The following is a 16,222-nucleotide window of genomic DNA, read 5'->3' as shown; positions in this document are numbered from 1 at the left end:
CGCGGCCCGCACGGCGCTTGCCTGCCCCCATTCCCAATTCCCCATTCCCTGTTCCCGCCTTTATCCTTACCGGCATGCAGAGTCGTAAGGACGGCCCCACCGTCGATCTCCACACGCAACCGCTGCCGCGCATGCCCGGGGTCGGCCCGGCCGTGGCCGAGAAGCTGGCGGCGCGCGGGCTGCTGACCTTGCAGGATTTCTGGCTGCAACTGCCGCGCCAGTACGAGGACCGCACCCAGATCACCCCGATCCGCGGCCTGCGCCCCGGCGTGCCGGCGCAGGTGGAAGGGCGGGTGGAAGCGGTCGAGCGCGGCTTCCGCTACCGGCCGATGCTGCGCGTGGCGGTCGGCGACGAATCGCACGGCAACGTGGTGCTGCGCTTCTTCCATTTCCGCGCCGCCCAGGTCGCGCAGTTCCAGGTCGGCGCGCGGGTGCGGCTGTACGGCACGCCCAAGCCCGGCCAAAACGGTCTGGAGATCGTGCATCCGAGCTACCGCATCCTCGGCGACGACGCCGAGGCCGAACTCGGCGAATCGCTGGACCCGGTCTACCCGGCCATCGAAGGCATCGGCCCGGCGACGCTGCGCAAGCTGATCGGCTACGCGCTCGACCGCCTGCCCGACGACGGCTCGCTGGAACTGCTGCCGGAGGAACTGCGCCGGCGCCTGCAACTGCCGACCCTGCGCGACGCGCTGCTGACCGTGCACCGCCCGCCGGCCGACGCCGACGTGGCCGCGCTGATCGACGGCCGCCATCCGGCGCAGCGGCGTTTGGTGCTGGAAGAGCTGCTGGCCCATCACCTGAGCCTGCGCCGCCAGCGCATCAGCCAGCAGGCGCACAAGGCGCGCGCGCTCAAGCAATTGCCGCTGGCCGAAAAGCTGCGCAAGTCGCTGCCGTTCAAGCTCACCGGCGCGCAGCGGCGGGTGTTCGACGAGATCCGCGCGGACTTGGCCAAGCCCTCGCCGATGCTGCGGCTGGTGCAGGGCGACGTCGGCAGCGGCAAGACCGTGGTCGCCGCGCTGGCGGCGATGCTGGCGGTGCAGCACGGCCGGCAAGCCGCGCTGATGGCGCCGACCGAATTGCTGGCCGAGCAGCACCTCAACAATCTGCGCAAATGGCTGGAGCCGCTCGACATCCGCGTGGCGTGGCTGGCCGGCAAGGTCACCGGCAAGGCGCGCAAGCAGGCGCTGGAGCAAGTGGCCGACGGCAGCGCGCAGATGGTGGTCGGCACCCATGCGCTGATGCAGGAAGGCGTGGCCTTCCACGATCTGGCCTTGGCCATCGTCGATGAGCAGCATCGCTTCGGCGTGCATCAACGCCTCGCGTTGCGCGACAAGGGCGTCGGCGGCGCGGTCGGCGTGGATGCCATCGTGCCGCACCAGTTGGTGATGACCGCCACGCCGATTCCGCGCACCTTGGCGATGACCGCCTACGCCGATCTCGACGTCTCCGCCATCGACGAACTGCCGCCCGGGCGCACGCCGGTGCAGACCGTCGCGCTCAGCGAGGAACGCCGGCCCGAACTGGTGCAGCGCATCCGCACCGCCTGCGCCGAAGGGCGACAGGCCTATTGGGTGTGCACGCTGATCGACGAGTCCGACGAAGTGGTCGCGCAAGCCGCGCAGAGCACATTCGAGGATTTGTCCAAGCAACTCGCGCCGCTGCGCGTCGGGCTCGTGCACGGGCGCATGAAGGCCAAGGAAAAGCAGGAGACGATGCGCGCGTTCAAGGACGGCGAGCTCGATCTGCTGGTCGCCACCACGGTGATCGAAGTCGGCGTGGACGTGCCCAACGCCTCGCTGATGATCATCGAGAACGCTGAGCGCCTGGGCTTGGCGCAGCTGCATCAGCTGCGCGGCCGGGTCGGCCGCGGCAGCGCGGCGTCGAGCTGCGTGCTGCTGTACCGCGCGCCCTTGTCGGGCTTGGCGCGGCAGCGCCTGGAGACGATGCGCCAAACCCACGACGGTTTCGTGATCGCGCAAAAAGATCTGGAATTGCGCGGCCCCGGCGAACTGCTCGGCACCCGCCAGACCGGCCTCGCCGGTTTCCGCGTCGCCGATCTGGGCCGCGACGCCGACCTGCTGCCGCTGGTGCAGGAACTCGGCGAACGCTTGCTGACCCAATCGCCGCAACTGGCCGACCGCATCGTCTCGCGCTGGGTCGGCGGCGCGGCGCGTTACGCCTCGGCCTGAGCGGGCGGCGCGCGTCCGGCGCCGGCCACGCGCGGCTTACGCGACGCGATCGAGCCGCGCCACTTGCGCCAGCGCCGCGTTGACTTGCTCCAGCACCAGCGCGCGATTGTGCTCGACGAAGAAATGTCCGCCGGGAATCCGCTGGATCTCGCAGCCTGCGTCGGTGAGTTCGCGCCAGCCTTCGACCGCGGCGTCGCCGACTTCATGGTCTTCGGTGCCGGTCAGCGCGAGGATCGGGCAATGCAGCTCGACCGGCGTGGCGCGGTGCAAGTCGGCGATCTTGAAATCCGCGCGCAGCAGCGGGATCAGGAACTGCATCAATTCCCGGTTGTTGAGCACTTCCTCGGGCGTGCCGTCGAGCTCGCGCAGCCGGGCGATGAACGCGGCGTCGTCGAGATCGTGAATGCCCGCGCGCGGCGCGGGAAAATGCGGCGCGCGGCTGCCGGAGGCGATCAGCATGCGCGGCGAGGGCAGATGCACGCGCGGGCACTGTTGGGCGAATTCGTAGGCGACGCGGCTGCCGAGGCTGTGGCCGAACAACACGTACGGCTTGTCGGTCAGTTCCTGAAACGCCGCGATCAGCTCGGCGACCAGCGCGCTCATGCGCGTATGCGCCGGCTCGGCCAGACGCGGGCCGCGTCCCGGCGGCTGCACGGCGACCACTTCGACGTCGGTGGGCAACTGCGCGCCCCAAGTGGCGTAGGTCGCGGCCGAACCGCCCGCGTAGGGCAGGCAGATCAGGCGCAGTTTCGCGGACGGCCGCGGCAGCGGGCGGACGAACCATGGGCTGGCGTTCAAGCGGACTCCTTGCATTGACGGCGGCCCGCCGCGCCGCGCGTTCGGCGGCGGCGTGGGTTCGCCGTGGGGGCGTGCGGTCCGGGCCACGCGGATGTCGGGGCGCGTCGATGGAGTCGCGCGAGTCGATGGCGGCTCGCGCCGCGCGTGCGTCGATGCGCGAACTCCGATGCGCGAACCCCGACGATGCGGCGCGGCCGGTGCTCGCCGCATGGTAGGGCGGCGATGTGTCCGTTGGCCGGAAGCTCCGCACGGTTCGGCCGGACGCCCGCCGCCGGGGTGCGACCCAGTTCGGAATTCGCGGATTTTCCGCCGCGCGCAGGCGTCCGCTGCGGTCGCGCGGCCCGGGCGAGGCGACTGTGCCGGGTCTGCCGGCTGCGTCCGCCGCGGCCGCCGGCAGGCCCCACCCGCGCGGTTTTTTTGGCATATAGTGTCCCGCCCGCTGGAGACAGAGCCCCGGATGCCGGGAGTTCCCCACAACGCGGCGACCCACTGGTTCGGCCCCGCCTTCGAGCGGCTGCACCCCTTGCTGCAGGCGCTGCACCGCGACGGCGGCGCCCTGGCCGGCGAGATCGACCTGCGCACTGGAACCGGCCCCGCCGGCCTGCTCGGCCGCCGCCTCGCGCGCCGCCTGGGCATCCCCTGCGACCGCGCGCGCCGCGGCTTCCGCGTCGACATCGTCCACGAACCCGAACGCATGCTGTGGCTGCGCCGTTTCGACGACGGCAGCGAACTGCGTTCGGTGTTCGAGCCGGTCGGACGCTTCCCCGACGGCCATTGGCTCGAAGCCACCGGCCCGGTGCGCATGCGCCTGGGCGTGGACCTCGACGGCGGCGGCTGGCGCTGGCGCCTGCTCGGCCTGAGCGCGCGCGGCCTGCCGCTGCCGCGTTTCCTGTTTCCGCGCACCGATGCCTACAAGCGCATCGAACGCATCGACGGCGAAGAGCGCTATCGCTTCGCCGTGTCGTTTTCCTGGTTTCCCTTCGGCGAACTGCTGCGCTACGAAGGCGCACTGCACGCTGTCCCGGCCGTTACGGCCTCCTCGGCCGATCCGGCCGGCGCGGCGCATGCCGCTGCGCGATGTTCCGCATAACGAGTGAATCATGACCGATCGCATTCCCTTGCTCATCGACACCGATCCCGGCGTGGACGACGCCCTGGCGCTGCTGATGGCCTTCAACGACCCGCGTCACCGCATCGTGGGTTTGACCATCGCCGCCGGCAACGTCGGCCTTAAGCACACCGTGGCCAACGCGCTGAAACTGTGCGAAGTGGCCGGCCAGGACATTCCGGTGTTCGCCGGCGCCGACGCGCCGTTGCTGCATCCCTCGCCCGACGCCGGCTACGTGCACGGCCAGGACGGTTTCGGCGATGTCGGCTTTGAGGCCGCCAAGCGCCAAGTAGAAGCCGAACACGCGGCGCTGGCGATCATCCGCCTCTCGCACGAACACGCCGGCAAGCTGTTGCTGGTGGCGTTGGGTCCGCTGACCAACGTCGCGCTCGCGCTCAAGCTCGATCCGACTCTGCCGCAACGCATCGCGCGTCTGGTGGTGATGGGCGGCGCGGTGACCTGCCAGGGCAACATCACGCCGGCGGCGGAGTTCAACATCTACTTCGATCCGGAAGCCGCGCATATCGTGTTCGAGGCGTTCGAGCGCATCGATCTGGCCGATTGGGAAGCGGTGATGGCGCACGGCCTGCACCACGACCGCGTGGTCGGCTGGCTCGCCGCCGGTTCCGAGCGCGGCCGTTTCTACGAGCGCATTTCCGAGAAGACCCGCTTGTGGTCGATCGACCGCCGCGGCGACGAATGGCATGCGGCCGACGCGCTGGCGATGGCGTTCGCGCTCGAGCCCGACGGCGCGCTGGACGTGCAGGACCGGCCGGTGTCGATCGAACTCGAAGGCACCCACAGCCGCGGCGCCACGGTGGTGGATTGGCGCCGGCAGGAAGGGCGCGCGGACAAGGTCTCGATCTTGATGAAATACGATCAGGCCCGGTTCGAGCGCCTGATCGCCGCGGCGCTGGCGGCCGGCTGAGCCTGTGCGGGCCGCGCCTCGCTCCCGAACGGGGCGGGGCGCCGGCTCCTGGGTTCTCAGGGGGCCATGCGATGAATTTCTTTATCGTCCATGGACTTGCGCGACCCCTATAGGCGTGGCTATACTGCCCGACTTTCCCGCACACCTTAAGGTTGAGTGCCATGAAGGCAGGCATCCATCCCGAATACCGCGACGTCGTCTTCCAGGACGTCACCACCGATTTCCAGATCCTGACCCGTTCGACCCTGTCGAGCAAGGAAACGATCAAGCTCGATGGCGCTGAGTATCCGCTGATCAAGGTCGATATCTCGTCGGCCTCGCACCCGTTCTACACGGGCAAGCACAAGATCGTGGACACCAGCGGCCGCGTCGACAAGTTCCGCAAGCGTTACGCGCAGAAGTAATCGCGTACCGCGCCGGAGCGATCCGGCGGAGCTTCGTTCTACGCAACTGCTGTACGCACAACGGCTGCCCGCAAGGGCGGCCGTTTGCGTTTGCGCGCGATAAGGGCGGGGCGGCGGCGCGCGCGTTTAAGGGCGCCGCGCGGCGCTCGTCGGGCCAGCGCGCGCGAAGCCGCCCGCCGTTGCCGCTGCGCCGGGCGCACTCTTCCGGCCGTTCCGGCAAGCCCGCGCCCGCCGCGCCGCGTTTTCCATACCGCGGCGGCGTTCATCGCATTCACGCCGGGCCGGCCCGCGCGCTGTCGCCGCGGCCCGTGCAGCCAGCCGCCACATCCCGGCAACCCGGCGGTCGAATACTGACCGGTGGCCGCCGCCGGCCCGCGTCCGGCGCAACGATCCGTCGCGCCGGGGCGGCCGTGCCGACCAAAGTCCGAGCTTGGGCTCGGAAAGCGTTGTGCGATAATTCACTATCGCAACGTGCTTGCGACCCCCCGTTGCCCTCCTGCCGCGGCCATCCCTGCGGCAGCAGACTGAGGAGTGTTTCGTGTCCGAAGATTCCAACAAACGCCTGGACCAGGTGAGCGTCACCGCCGGCGATAAGAACTTTGCCCTGCCGGTGCAGCATCCCACCCTCGGCGCGTCCTGCGTCGACATCGGCAAGCTGCCGAAGGAAACCGGGATGTTCACCTACGACCCGGGCTTCACCGCGACGGCGAGCTGCAAGTCGGCCATCACCTACATCGACGGCGACGCCGGCGTGCTGCTGTACCGCGGTTACCCGATCGAGCAGCTGGCCGAGAAGTCGAACTTCCTGGAAGTCGCCTACCTGCTGATGAACGGCGAACTGCCGACCGCGGGCGAGTTCTCCAAGTTCGAGCATGAGGTCACGCATCACACGATGATGCACGAGGCCTTCCGCACCTTCCTCTACGGCTTCCGCCACGACGCGCATCCGATGGCGATGCTGGTCGGCATGCTCGGCTCGATGGCGAGCTTCTACCACAACGAACTCGACCTGGAAGATCCGGAGCAGCGCCGCCTGGCCGCGATCCGTCTGATCGCCAAGGTGCCGACGATCGCCGCCGCCTGCCACCGCTATTCCATCGGCTGGCCGATCCGTTACCCGAAGAACAGCCTCGACTACACCACGCGCTTCCTGCACATGCTGTTCGAAGTGCCGAGCGAGCCGCTGGAGCTGAGCCCGGTCGCCGCCAAGGCGATGGACCTGTTGTTCATCCTGCACGCCGATCACGAGCAGAACGCCTCGACCTCGACCGTGCGTCTGGTCGGCTCGACCGGCGCCAACCCGTACGTGAGCGTCGCCTCCGGCGTCGCCGCGCTGTGGGGGCCGGCGCACGGCGGCGCCAACGAAGCCGTGCTCAAGATGCTCAACGAGATCGGCCGTCCGGAGAACGTCAAGTCGGCGGTCGAAAAGGCCAAGGACAAGGAATCGGGCTTCCGCCTGATGGGCTTCGGCCACCGCGTCTACAAGAACTACGACCCGCGCGCCGCGCTGGTGCGCAAGATGACCCACGACGTGCTCGGCGAGCTGGGCATCAACGACCCGCTGCTGGACGTGGCGATGAAGCTGGAAGAAGCCGCGCTGAAGGACGATTACTTCGTCCAGCGCAAGCTCTACCCGAACGTCGACTTCTACTCGGGCATCATTTACAAGGCGCTCGGCATTCCGGTGGAGATGTTCACCGTCATGTTCGCCATCGCCCGCACCGCCGGCTGGGTGTCGCATTGGCTGGAGCAGCAGAACGATCCGGAAAACAAGATCGGCCGTCCGCGCCAGATCTACACCGGCCACGGCGTGCGCGATTACGTGTCGCCGGACAAGCGCTGATGCGCGCAGCGCCGGTCCGCGCAGGCGGATCGGCGCCTCGCGGACTTCGCTGAAGAAAACGCCCCGCTTCGGCGGGGCGTTTTCGTTTGCGCCGCCGGCTCAGTCGTCGATGTCGGGAAAGCGGCCGCGGGCGCAGGCGCGCAGGCGCTCGGCGGCGTCGGGATCGCTGTCGGCGAGTTGGTCGGCCAGGTCCATCTGCGCGCCGGGATCGCCGGCCTGCACCGCGCGCCAACGCAGTCTTGCGGACTGTTCGCGCTCGGCCGGCGCGGCGCGGCCGTGTTCGTAGGCGTCGGCCGCGCCGAGGCTGCGCGCCAGCGCGTTGTAGCCGGCCGGCAGGTCGCGTTCGAGCAGCCAGGCGGCGATGGTCTGAGCGGACTCCCAGTCGTCGTCGTACAGCGCCAGATTGGCCAGCGCCGCGGCCGCGCGCCAATGGCCGGTGCGCGCGGCGGCGATCAGCTCGGCTTCGCCGGCCGGCGTGCGCGCGCCGGCTTCGAGCGCGGCGCGGAAGCGGCCTTGGCCGGCGGGCGCCAGCGGCGGCGGGGCGCTGGACTGGGCGCAGTCGAACTGCGCCGGCGTCCGCCGCGCGGGCAGCGTTTTCTCCCATTGCGCCTGCGCGGCGAGCGCGCCGCGCAGGCGCTGGGCCACGGCTTGCGCGTCCAGCCCGGTCCAGGCGGCGCGTTCGCGTCGGCGCTGCTGGGCTTCGTCGAGCGCGCGTTCGGCCTCGGCCTCGGCCCGCGCGCGGCCGCGCGAGGGGCCGGCCGGGCCCGGCTCGACGCAGTGCGCGAACTCGGCCTGCGGCCGTTTCCAGCACGCGGCCGCGATCCGCATCGGATAGCGCATCACCACGGTTTCCAGCGCGTAGCGATCGTGGCCCGGGCGCGCGGCGACCGCGGCGCGCGCCTGCGCGTCGGTCACGCCGCGGCTGAGCACGGTGCCGTCGTCGAGCTGCCATTGGTAGGGCTCGTCGGTCCAGTGCGGGTCGAGTTGCAGGTAGCGCGTCTGCGCCGCGGCGGGCTCGGCGGCGCCGGCGGGGGCGAGCAGGGCGGGAGCGAGCAGGACGAGCAGCGCAAGCAGCGCGTTCGATGGATGGCGCTGCGGTCCGGGGCGGGCGGGCATGGTGCGGTCCTTTGCGGTGTCGGCGCAGTATTCCACGCGCCGCGCGCTTGGGTTTGCGCGCGCCGGCCCGGTGCGCGGATCGCGCGCATCGATCCGGCGGGTCAATCCAGTGCGGGCCCGTGCCCGCGCATGGCCTCGATGAAATGCGCGTAGGCGGCGAGATCGGCGGTCGCGCCGGCCGGCAGCGCCTCGCGTTGCTGGCGCGCGCGGCTCGCCGCCTCGGCCGCGCCCAGCGAACCTTTGAGCACGCCTTCGCGCAACTCGCGCAGGCGCTGCAGGCTCAGCGCGGAGGCGTCGGCGTAGCGGTCGGCCTGGGCGAGCAGGAACGCGGTCAGCGCGGGCGGCAGGCGCTGCGTAGGCGCGATGTCGTTACGGGCGTAGGGGTAGATGCGTTTCTGCTTCCAGGGATCGAAGCCGCGGGTGCCGAAGCTGTCGTAGCGGCTCAGGAAGATCAGCGTGGTCGGCACCACGATGCGCGCCTCGCGCGGCGGCCCGGGCAGGCGCCAGACCGCGACGGTGTGGTTGGCGGTGGGCCACAGCAGCCCGACGTCGCCGACGCCGCCCAGGCGCGCGAGCGCGGCGTAGAACGCCGACAACTCGTCGCATTCGGCCACCGCGCTGGCGCGGTCGGGCGCGGGCGCGCGCTGGGCCTGCCATTGGCGCCAGATCGCGTCGGAGTTGGGTTCGCGGTCGGTGATCGCCCAGCGCATATTCCAGTAGCCGCCGTCGCGGGTGGCCTCGAACAGCAGCCGCAGCCAGGCGAAATCGGCGTAGGGCGCTTGCCGTTCGTCGAGGTTCTGTGCGCGCAGCAGGGCGAGGTAATCGGCGCGCACCGCGGGGCTGCGTTGCGAGGCGGCGGCGCGTTGGCGCAAGCGCGCGATCAGCTCGGCGACGGTGGGTTCGGCGATGGAGCGGGACGGCGGCGTCGCGGCCGCGCGCGTGGTGGCGGGCGCGAGCGTCGATGCGCCGGTCAGGCACACGGCGAGAACGAAACCAGCGGCGAGCCGCGCGGTTCGCATCGACGTCGCCACGGAAGTTCTGTCTGCGCGCGCTCCCTGCATGATCGCTTCGATTCCTTTCGACGCCGTCGCCGCATCCGGCGACGCGCCTTGCGCGCATCGCCGAAATCGCTAAAAACCACGGGGAAATTGACCTTCCGCGCTTACCCTCGCTCGAACAGCGCGATGTCCTCTTCGGTCAGCAACTGCCGCAGCTGCGCGGCCGAAGCGCGCTTCATCGGCTTCTCGTCGACGTTGGACAGCGGCGCCTGACGCAGCACGTCCAGCGGCAGCACGGTCAGGTCGAAGCCGAGATCCTCGGCGCTGAACACCCACACCGGAAACTCCTCGCTGCGCTCGCGATCCAGGCGCAGGCGGCGTTCGCGGGTTTCGGCGGGGATGTGGTGTTGTTCGAGAAAGCGCGGCACCGCCTCGAAATCGTCGCAGTACAAATGCAGCGCGACCGGGCTGCGCGCGTCGGCGGTGCCGTCGAGCACCGGGCCGACCAGACGCGGCTCGAACGCGGCGAAGAACTCCATCGCGCGCAGCGCGGCTTCGCGGCGCTGGCGCAGGCCGTCGGCGTGCTCGCGCTGGAACAGGCGCTGGTACTCGCGCAGCGCGTCTTCGATTTCTCGGTTGGCCGGCAGCGAGGCATCGTCGAAGATGCCGAGCCGTTCGGCGGCCTTGAGCTTGGCTTGGTGGTAATCGCGGAATCCGCTTTCGGCCATGAGCCTGGCCGCTTCGTGGGCCACGCTGCGGCGGCGTTCGCGGGTGCGGGTCTGGGCATGCTGGTGCGCGTGCTGTCGGGCCTGGTGCATCTCGACCTCCGGGCGGGCACGTCACGGCGAGGGCGCTCGCCGCGGCCGGGTCGCGCCGGCAGCCCAAAGCTAGCACGTCCGTGCGGCCCGGCAATGTCTGAACCGGTGTGCGCGGCGAGACGCCAGAACGGGCACGCGGGCGGCGTTCAGGCGGGCGTTAGCGCGGCGCGAAGGCCGTGTGGCTCTTGGTCCGGGCGGTCGGCGATCCCACGGCGAAGCGCCTGCGCGCAGCGGCCGCGCAAGAAAAAAGCCGCACGCGCGAGGCGTGCGGCTTTCGGGTTCGCGACGATCGCGGCGCGCGATCAGAAGATGTCGAACGACTCTTCCGACGGCGCCTTCTCCTCGGTGCCGTAGTCGGTGTAGGTCTGCATGCGCTCCAGATCCTCGGCCTTGACCCACTCGACGATGCCGCCGGCGCCGTCGGGAATCAGCGAGCCGTTGGCGCCGACCGACACCTTGACCATGCCTTCCGGCGGCTCGTTGTCGTGGATCGGCTGATCCTTGAGCGCGACGCGCATGTAGTCGATCCAGATCGGCAGCGCGGCCTTGCCGCCGTACTCGCGGTAGCCCAGCGACTTGTAGTTGTCGCGGCCGACCCAGACCGTGGTGACGTAGGGGCCGCCGAAGCCGGAGAACCACGCGTCGCGGTGATCGTTGGTCGAACCGGTCTTGCCGCCGACGTCGTCGCGGCCGAGCACCTTGGCCGCGGTGCCGGTGCCGCGCTTGACCACGTCGCGCAGCATCGAAACGATCTGGTAAGCGATGCGGTCGTCGATCGCGCGCGGCGCGACCTTGATCTGCGCGATCTCTTCCGGCGTGAGCTTCTTCGCCGGCTCTTCGGGCTTGTCCTTCTTCTTGTCCTTGTCCTTGGCCGCCTTCGGGTCGGGCTTCTTGGCGTCGGCGACCGCGCCCGGCGCGGGGCCGAGATTGAAACCGTCGACGATGTTGTTGGCCGGCAGCGCCGCGCTCGCGGTGCCGCCGCGGCCGACGCACTGCGCGCAGGCGGTGGCGGGTTTTTCCTTGAACACCACGGCGCCGGCGCGGTCCTTGACCTCGTCGATGAACCACGGATCGACGCGGAAACCGCCGTTGGCGAAGGTGGCGTAGCCGCGCGCGACCGACAGCGGCGTCAGCGAGGCGGTGCCCAGCGACATCGACAGGTTCGGCGGCAGTTGCTCGATGTCGAAACCGAAGTGGCTGATGTACTTGCGCGCGAAGTCGACGCCGATCGCGTCGAGCAAACGCACCGAGACCAGATTGCGCGACTGCACCATCGCCTCGCGCACGCGCATCGGGCCGGCGAAGTTGCCGCTGTCGTTCTGCGGGCGCCAGATGTGGCCGCGGCGGTCCTTGAACACCACCGGCGCGTCGAGCACGATCGAGGCCGGGTTGTAGCCGCGTTCGAACGCGGCCGCGTACACGAACGGCTTGAAGCTCGAACCCGGCTGGCGCCGCGCCTGGGTGGCGCGGTTGAACTTGGCGCCGGCGAAGCTGTAGCCGCCGGACAACGCGCGCAGCGCGCCGTTGCTCGGTTCCAGCGAGACCAGCGCGGCCTGCGCTTGCGGCAGCTGATCCAGGCGATAGCTCACCGTCGGCGGCGCCGGCGTTTCGCCGGGCTTGGGCTCGGCGGCGAGGGTTTCGGTCTTGGCGATGCGGGCGAGGTCGCCGCGCTTGAGCAGGCTGCCGGGGCTGCGGCCGAGGAAGCCTTGCTTGTCGCCCAGGCTCAGCTCGGTGCCGTCGGCGAGGACCACGTTGGCCTGCGAGCCGGCCACCGACAACACCACCGACGGCAGCAGATTGGCCTGCGCCGGGATGCCGCGCAGGCGCACGCGCGCGGCGGTGGCGTCTTCGCTCGGCGCCAGCTCGAAGTGCTGCTCCACGCCGTGCCAGCCGTGGCGGCGGTCGTACACCGACAGGCCGTCGCGGATCGCCTTGTCGGCCGCGATCTGCAGCTCAGGATCGATGGTGGTGGTGACGTGGTAGCCCTTGGTCAGCGCCTCGGCGCCGTAACGAGCGACCATTTCCTGGCGCACCATTTCGGCCACGTACGGCGCGTAGACCTCGACCGGACGCTCGTGCGGCGTCGCGTGCATCGGTACGGCCTTGGCCGCGTCGGCCTCGGCGCGCGGGATGAAGTTCTGCTCGGCCATGCGGTCGAGGATGTAGTCGCGACGGATCTTGGCGCGGTCGGGATTGCTCAGCGGGTTGCCGCTGGACGGGAACTTCGGAATGCCGGCGAGCGAGGCCATCTCGTCCAGGCTCAGCTCGCTCATCTTCTTGCCGTAGTAGAACTCGGCCGCTGCGCCCACGCCGTAGGCGCGGTTGCCGAAGAAGCTCTTGTTCAAGTACAGCTCGAAGATCTCGTCCTTGCTCAGCTCGCGCTCCATGCGCATCGCCAGCAGCATCTCGCCGAGCTTGCGCTTGTAGCTGTATTCCGAGCTCAGGAAGTACTGGCGCGCGACCTGCTGGGTGATGGTCGAGCCGCCGGGCACGCGCTTGTCGTCGGTGGTGGCCAGCAGCCACACCGCGCGGGCGATGCCTTTGTAGTCGATGCCGTGGTGGGTGTAGAAGCGCGAGTCCTCGATCGCGATGAACGCGTTCTTGAGGCGGTCGGGCACGTCCTCGATCGCCACCGGGTAGCGCCGGGTCTCGCCGAACATCGCCATCAGGCGGCCGTCGCGGGCGTAGACGTACATCGGCTCCTGCAGCTCGATCGTGCGCAGGGTCTCGACGTCCGGGAGCTTGGGCACGATCAGGTAGTACAGCGTGCCGAGCGCGATCGCGCCCAGCAGGGCCGCGCCGATGAACGCGTACAGCGCCCAGCGCAGCCAACGGCGAAGTCGGGACATCTATTGGGCTTCCGGGTGTCGTGTGGTCGTGGCGGGGAAGTATAGAGGAGGCCGGAACGCGACCCGGTTCCCGGTTCGTCGGCGGGGCGGGTGACGCGGTGCGGCACCCCGCCGGCGCCGGGCCGGGACGCCGCCGCGGCGACCGTCCGTCGGGCACGCGAGGGCGGGGCGCGGGCCGGCGCGGGGCGCGGGCGCTCACGCAGTCTCACGGGCAAGTGTTACGGCTTGCGCGAGCTGTGAACGCGGACGCACTGCGCGGTGGCGTTTTGCATGCGATTTGCAGCGGCCCGCACGGATCGCGGCGCGGGCGCGCAAGCAGGATCGGCTGAACCGGGGTTTGCGCCTCCGGACGGACGCCGCGACGCATGCCCTGGCTGCGCGGAGGCCGCCGAAGCGTGGTCCCGGTCGCAGTCATGGCAGGTGTCACTCCGGTGGACTGACGGTGGCGGTCACGTGACGCCGAAGGTCAAAAAAGCACGACTGGGTTGGCAATCGTGAAAGAAGTGGTTGCCAGCCTGTGAAAAGTCCGTTATCTAAGCCGGGGCCACACGAAGTGCGCGTAAGCGCTTGTGGCATGGGGAGATAACTGTGGGACTCATCACAAAAAGCCAGCCGGCTCTCGTCGGCGTGGACATCAGTTCGACCGCGGTAAAGTTGCTGCAACTTTCGCGTGCGGGCAATCGCTACCGCGTTGAGCATTACGCGGTCGAGCCGTTGCCGCCGAACGCGGTGGTGGAAAAGAACATCGTCGAGGTCGAAGCGGTGGGCGAGGCGATCAAGCGCGCCGTGGCCCGCTCGGGGACCCGCGTCAAGCACGCCGCCGCGGCGGTCGCCGGTTCCTCGGTGATCACCCGCGTGATCGGCATGCCGGCCGACCTGGACGGGGACGATCTGGAGTCGCAGGTCGAGCTGGAAGCGGCCAATTACGTGCCGTATCCGATCGATGAGGTCAACCACGATTTCGAGGTGCTCGGCCCGATGCCGGGCAGCCCGGACATGGTCCAGGTGCTGCTCGCGGCCTCGCGTTCCGAGAACGTCGAGGTGCGCGCCTCGGCGCTCGAGCTCGGCGGCCTGACGCCCAGGGTCATGGACGTGGAAGCCTTCGCGATCGAGAACGCGTTCGCGCTGCTGGCCGACACGCTGAGCAGCCCGCGCGACGGTCTGGTCGCCCTGGTCGACTCCGGCGCGACGATGACCACGCTCAACGTGTTGCGCAACGGCCGCAGCCTCTATCACCGCGAACAGGTGTTCGGCGGCAAGCAGCTGACCGACGAGGTCATGCGCCGCTACGGCCTGAGCTACGAGGAAGCCGGTCTGGCCAAGCGCCAGGGCGGGCTGCCGGAGAGCTATCAGGCCGAGGTGCTGGAGCCGTTCAAGGAAGCCATGGTCCAGCAGGTCAGCCGCCTGCTGCAGTTCTTCTATGCCGGCAGCGAGTTCAACCGGGTCGACCAGATCGTTCTGGCCGGCGGCGGCGCCTCGATTCCGCGCATCGCCGAAATGGTGGAAGAGCAGCTCGGCATTCCGACCACGGTCGCCAACCCGCTCGCCCACATGACCCTGGGGCCGCGCGTGCAGGCGCACGCGCTGGCGCAGGACGCTCCCGCGCTGATGATCGCCTGCGGCCTGGCCCTGAGGAGCTTCGACTGATGGCACGCATCAACCTCCTCCCGTGGCGCGCCGAGCGCCGCAAGGCCCGGCAGAAGGAATTCGGCGCGATGCTGGGCCTGTCGGCCCTGGCCGCGGCGGCGCTGTCGGTGCTGATCGTTTTCTATTACAGCAACGAAATCAGCGGCCAGCAGAAGCGCAACGATTTCCTCGACGGCCAGATCGTCGAAGTCGACAAGAAGATCAAGGAGATCGAGGAGCTCGACAAGAAGAAGTCCAAGCTGCTCGCGCGCAAGGAAGTGATCGAGAAGCTGCAGTCCAACCGTTCGCAGATGGTGCACCTGTTCGATTCGCTGGTGCGCACCATCCCCGACGGCGCGGTGCTGACCGCGATCAAGCAGGACGCCGAGACGCTGACCCTGGAAGGCCGCGCGCAGTCCAACGCCCGCGTCAGTACCTACATGCGCACGCTCGAGACCTCCGGCTGGATGACCAAGCCGGACCTGACCATCATCGAAGCGAAGGACGGTGGTGGTAAGGGCTTGCCGTACGAGTTCAAGCTGACCGTGAAGCTGGCCAATCCGAACGCGCCCAAGGACGAGGACGGCGACGGCATCCCCGATGCGCCCGCCGCCGCTCCGGCCGCCGGCGCTCCGGCTAACGGCACGGCCGCTCCGGCCGCCGCCCCGGCGGGTGCCGCTCCGGCAGGCGCCGCTCCGGGCGCTCCGGCTGCGGCCAAGCCCGGTCAGGCGCCCGCCGCGCCGGCCGCGCAGCCGGCGGCCAAGCCCGCCGCGCCCGCCGCCGCTCCGGCCAAGCCCGCCGCGCCCGCGGCCGCCCCCACCAAGACTGGAGCCGCGTCGTGAGCAAGAAGGCTTCGATGAAGAACTTGGACTTCAACAACATCGGCAGCTGGCCGAAGCAGGCGCAGATCGTGTTCTGCGCGGTGGTCGGCCTGATCATCGTCGGCCTGGCCTGGTACCTGTTCGTCAGCGACAAGCGCACCGAGCTGGAAGGCCTGGAGCGCAAGGAATCCGAGCTGCGCCAGACCTTCGAGACCAAGCAGGGCCGCGCCGCCAACCTGGAGCCGCTCAAGCAGCAGCTCGCGCAGATGGAACAGCAACTGCAGCAGATGCTGCGCCAGCTGCCCAGCAAGACCGAAATGCCCGACCTGATCGTCGACATCTCGCAGACCGCGCTGGCCACCGGCATCTCCAACGAACTGTTCCAGCCCGGCGCGGAAGTTCCCAAGGAGTTCTACGCCGAGAAGCCGATCGCCCTGCGCATGGTTGGTACCTACCATCAGTTCGGCGCCTTCGTCAGCGGCGTGGCCTCGCTGCCGCGCGTGGTCATCATGACCATGCACGACATCTCGCTGAAGCCCAAGGGCAACAACAATAAGGACGCCGCGGGCGGCATCACCCCGAACAGCCCGCTGGAACTGGCCGGCACGGTCAAGACCTATCGTTATCTGGACGAGGAAGAGATGGCCGCTCAGAGCCCGCCCGCCGACGGTTCCGCCGGCGCCGCGTCCAAGCCCGCCGACAAGAAGGAGGGCACCTGATC

Annotated in this window: 13 protein-coding genes; 8 read left to right on the top strand and 5 right to left on the bottom strand. The window is 69.6% G+C overall.

Annotated features, from left to right (window positions below; translation table 11 throughout):
- Positions 1 to 74: 74 nt before the first annotated feature.
- On the top strand, positions 75 to 2,192 hold the full coding sequence (gene recG, locus J5226_RS24870; RefSeq protein ID WP_215837759.1) for an ATP-dependent DNA helicase RecG: 2,118 nt from the start codon (positions 75 to 77) through the stop codon (positions 2,190 to 2,192).
- Positions 2,193 to 2,228: 36 nt separating this feature from the next.
- Here recG and J5226_RS24865 read toward each other — a convergent pair whose 3' ends face one another.
- Complete coding sequence (locus J5226_RS24865) at positions 2,229 to 2,990, bottom strand: alpha/beta fold hydrolase (RefSeq protein ID WP_215837758.1); 762 nt, start codon at positions 2,988 to 2,990, stop codon at positions 2,229 to 2,231.
- Positions 2,991 to 3,447: 457 nt separating this feature from the next.
- Between J5226_RS24865 and J5226_RS24860 the strand changes: the two genes are divergently transcribed.
- The 4 genes from J5226_RS24860 to J5226_RS24845 all read left to right on the top strand — a co-directional run bounded on the left by J5226_RS24860 (position 3,448) and on the right by J5226_RS24845 (position 7,273).
- Positions 3,448 to 4,080 carry a DUF4166 domain-containing protein gene (locus J5226_RS24860; RefSeq protein ID WP_215837757.1) on the top strand — a complete coding sequence of 211 codons (633 nt, stop codon included), beginning with the start codon at positions 3,448 to 3,450 and terminating at the stop codon, positions 4,078 to 4,080.
- A 10-nt stretch (positions 4,081 to 4,090) separates the two neighbouring features.
- A complete protein-coding gene (locus J5226_RS24855) occupies positions 4,091 to 5,026 on the top strand; it encodes a nucleoside hydrolase (RefSeq protein ID WP_215837756.1) in 936 nt (311 codons plus the stop codon).
- Positions 5,027 to 5,187: 161 nt separating this feature from the next.
- Complete coding sequence (locus J5226_RS24850; RefSeq protein WP_064746595.1) at positions 5,188 to 5,430, top strand: type B 50S ribosomal protein L31; 243 nt, start codon at positions 5,188 to 5,190, stop codon at positions 5,428 to 5,430.
- Positions 5,431 to 5,968: 538 nt separating this feature from the next.
- Entirely contained in the window at positions 5,969 to 7,273 is a 1,305-nt protein-coding gene (locus tag J5226_RS24845; RefSeq protein WP_255322936.1) for a citrate synthase, read from the top strand.
- 99 nt (positions 7,274 to 7,372) lie between these two features.
- On the opposite strand, the gene J5226_RS24840 is transcribed toward J5226_RS24845, so the two are convergent.
- The 4 genes from J5226_RS24840 to J5226_RS24825 all read right to left on the bottom strand — a co-directional run bounded on the left by J5226_RS24840 (position 7,373) and on the right by J5226_RS24825 (position 13,054).
- Entirely contained in the window at positions 7,373 to 8,389 is a 1,017-nt protein-coding gene (locus J5226_RS24840; protein ID WP_215837755.1) for a hypothetical protein, read from the bottom strand.
- Between the two features lie 101 nt (positions 8,390 to 8,490).
- A complete protein-coding gene (locus J5226_RS24835; RefSeq protein ID WP_215837754.1) occupies positions 8,491 to 9,408 on the bottom strand; it encodes a hypothetical protein in 918 nt (305 codons plus the stop codon).
- A 143-nt stretch (positions 9,409 to 9,551) separates the two neighbouring features.
- Complete coding sequence (locus tag J5226_RS24830; RefSeq protein ID WP_215837753.1) at positions 9,552 to 10,205, bottom strand: hypothetical protein; 654 nt, start codon at positions 10,203 to 10,205, stop codon at positions 9,552 to 9,554.
- 302 nt (positions 10,206 to 10,507) lie between these two features.
- On the bottom strand, positions 10,508 to 13,054 hold the full coding sequence (locus J5226_RS24825; protein WP_215837752.1) for a penicillin-binding protein 1A: 2,547 nt from the start codon (positions 13,052 to 13,054) through the stop codon (positions 10,508 to 10,510).
- 588 nt (positions 13,055 to 13,642) lie between these two features.
- Between J5226_RS24825 and J5226_RS24820 the strand changes: the two genes are divergently transcribed.
- The 3 genes from J5226_RS24820 to pilO are packed head-to-tail and all read left to right on the top strand — an operon-like array spanning position 13,643 to position 16,220.
- Positions 13,643 to 14,701, top strand: a complete 1,059-nt coding sequence (locus tag J5226_RS24820) for a pilus assembly protein PilM (RefSeq protein WP_215837751.1) — start codon at positions 13,643 to 13,645, stop codon at positions 14,699 to 14,701.
- Entirely contained in the window at positions 14,701 to 15,522 is an 822-nt protein-coding gene (locus tag J5226_RS24815) for a PilN domain-containing protein (protein WP_215837750.1), read from the top strand. The genes J5226_RS24820 and J5226_RS24815 overlap by 1 nt, the downstream gene beginning before the upstream one ends.
- Positions 15,519 to 16,220, top strand: a complete 702-nt coding sequence (gene pilO / locus J5226_RS24810; RefSeq protein ID WP_215837749.1) for a type 4a pilus biogenesis protein PilO — start codon at positions 15,519 to 15,521, stop codon at positions 16,218 to 16,220. Before J5226_RS24815 ends, pilO begins: the two co-directional genes overlap by 4 nt.
- Positions 16,221 to 16,222 lie beyond the last annotated feature (2 nt).

The sequence above is a fragment of the Lysobacter sp. K5869 genome (assembly GCF_018847975.1).
Lineage (GTDB): Bacteria > Pseudomonadota > Gammaproteobacteria > Xanthomonadales > Xanthomonadaceae > Lysobacter.
Note: the sequence above shows the minus strand (reverse complement) of the source record. Positions and strands in the feature narration are given on the sequence as shown.

Excerpts from the sequence above, each read along its gene's own strand:
- J5226_RS24850 (WP_064746595.1), top strand. The coding sequence starts at position 5,188 with ATGAAGGCAGGCATCCATCCCGAATACCGCGACGTCGTCTTCCAGGAC.
- J5226_RS24840 (WP_215837755.1), bottom strand. The coding sequence starts at position 8,389 with ATGCCCGCCCGCCCCGGACCGCAGCGCCATCCATCGAACGCGCTGCTT.
- recG (WP_215837759.1), top strand. The coding sequence starts at position 75 with ATGCAGAGTCGTAAGGACGGCCCCACCGTCGATCTCCACACGCAACCG.
- J5226_RS24855 (WP_215837756.1), top strand. The coding sequence starts at position 4,091 with ATGACCGATCGCATTCCCTTGCTCATCGACACCGATCCCGGCGTGGAC.
- J5226_RS24835 (WP_215837754.1), bottom strand. The coding sequence starts at position 9,408 with ATGCGAACCGCGCGGCTCGCCGCTGGTTTCGTTCTCGCCGTGTGCCTG.
- J5226_RS24815 (WP_215837750.1), top strand. The coding sequence starts at position 14,701 with ATGGCACGCATCAACCTCCTCCCGTGGCGCGCCGAGCGCCGCAAGGCC.
- J5226_RS24825 (WP_215837752.1), bottom strand. The coding sequence starts at position 13,054 with ATGTCCCGACTTCGCCGTTGGCTGCGCTGGGCGCTGTACGCGTTCATC.
- J5226_RS24830 (WP_215837753.1), bottom strand. The coding sequence starts at position 10,205 with ATGCACCAGGCCCGACAGCACGCGCACCAGCATGCCCAGACCCGCACC.
- J5226_RS24860 (WP_215837757.1), top strand. The coding sequence starts at position 3,448 with ATGCCGGGAGTTCCCCACAACGCGGCGACCCACTGGTTCGGCCCCGCC.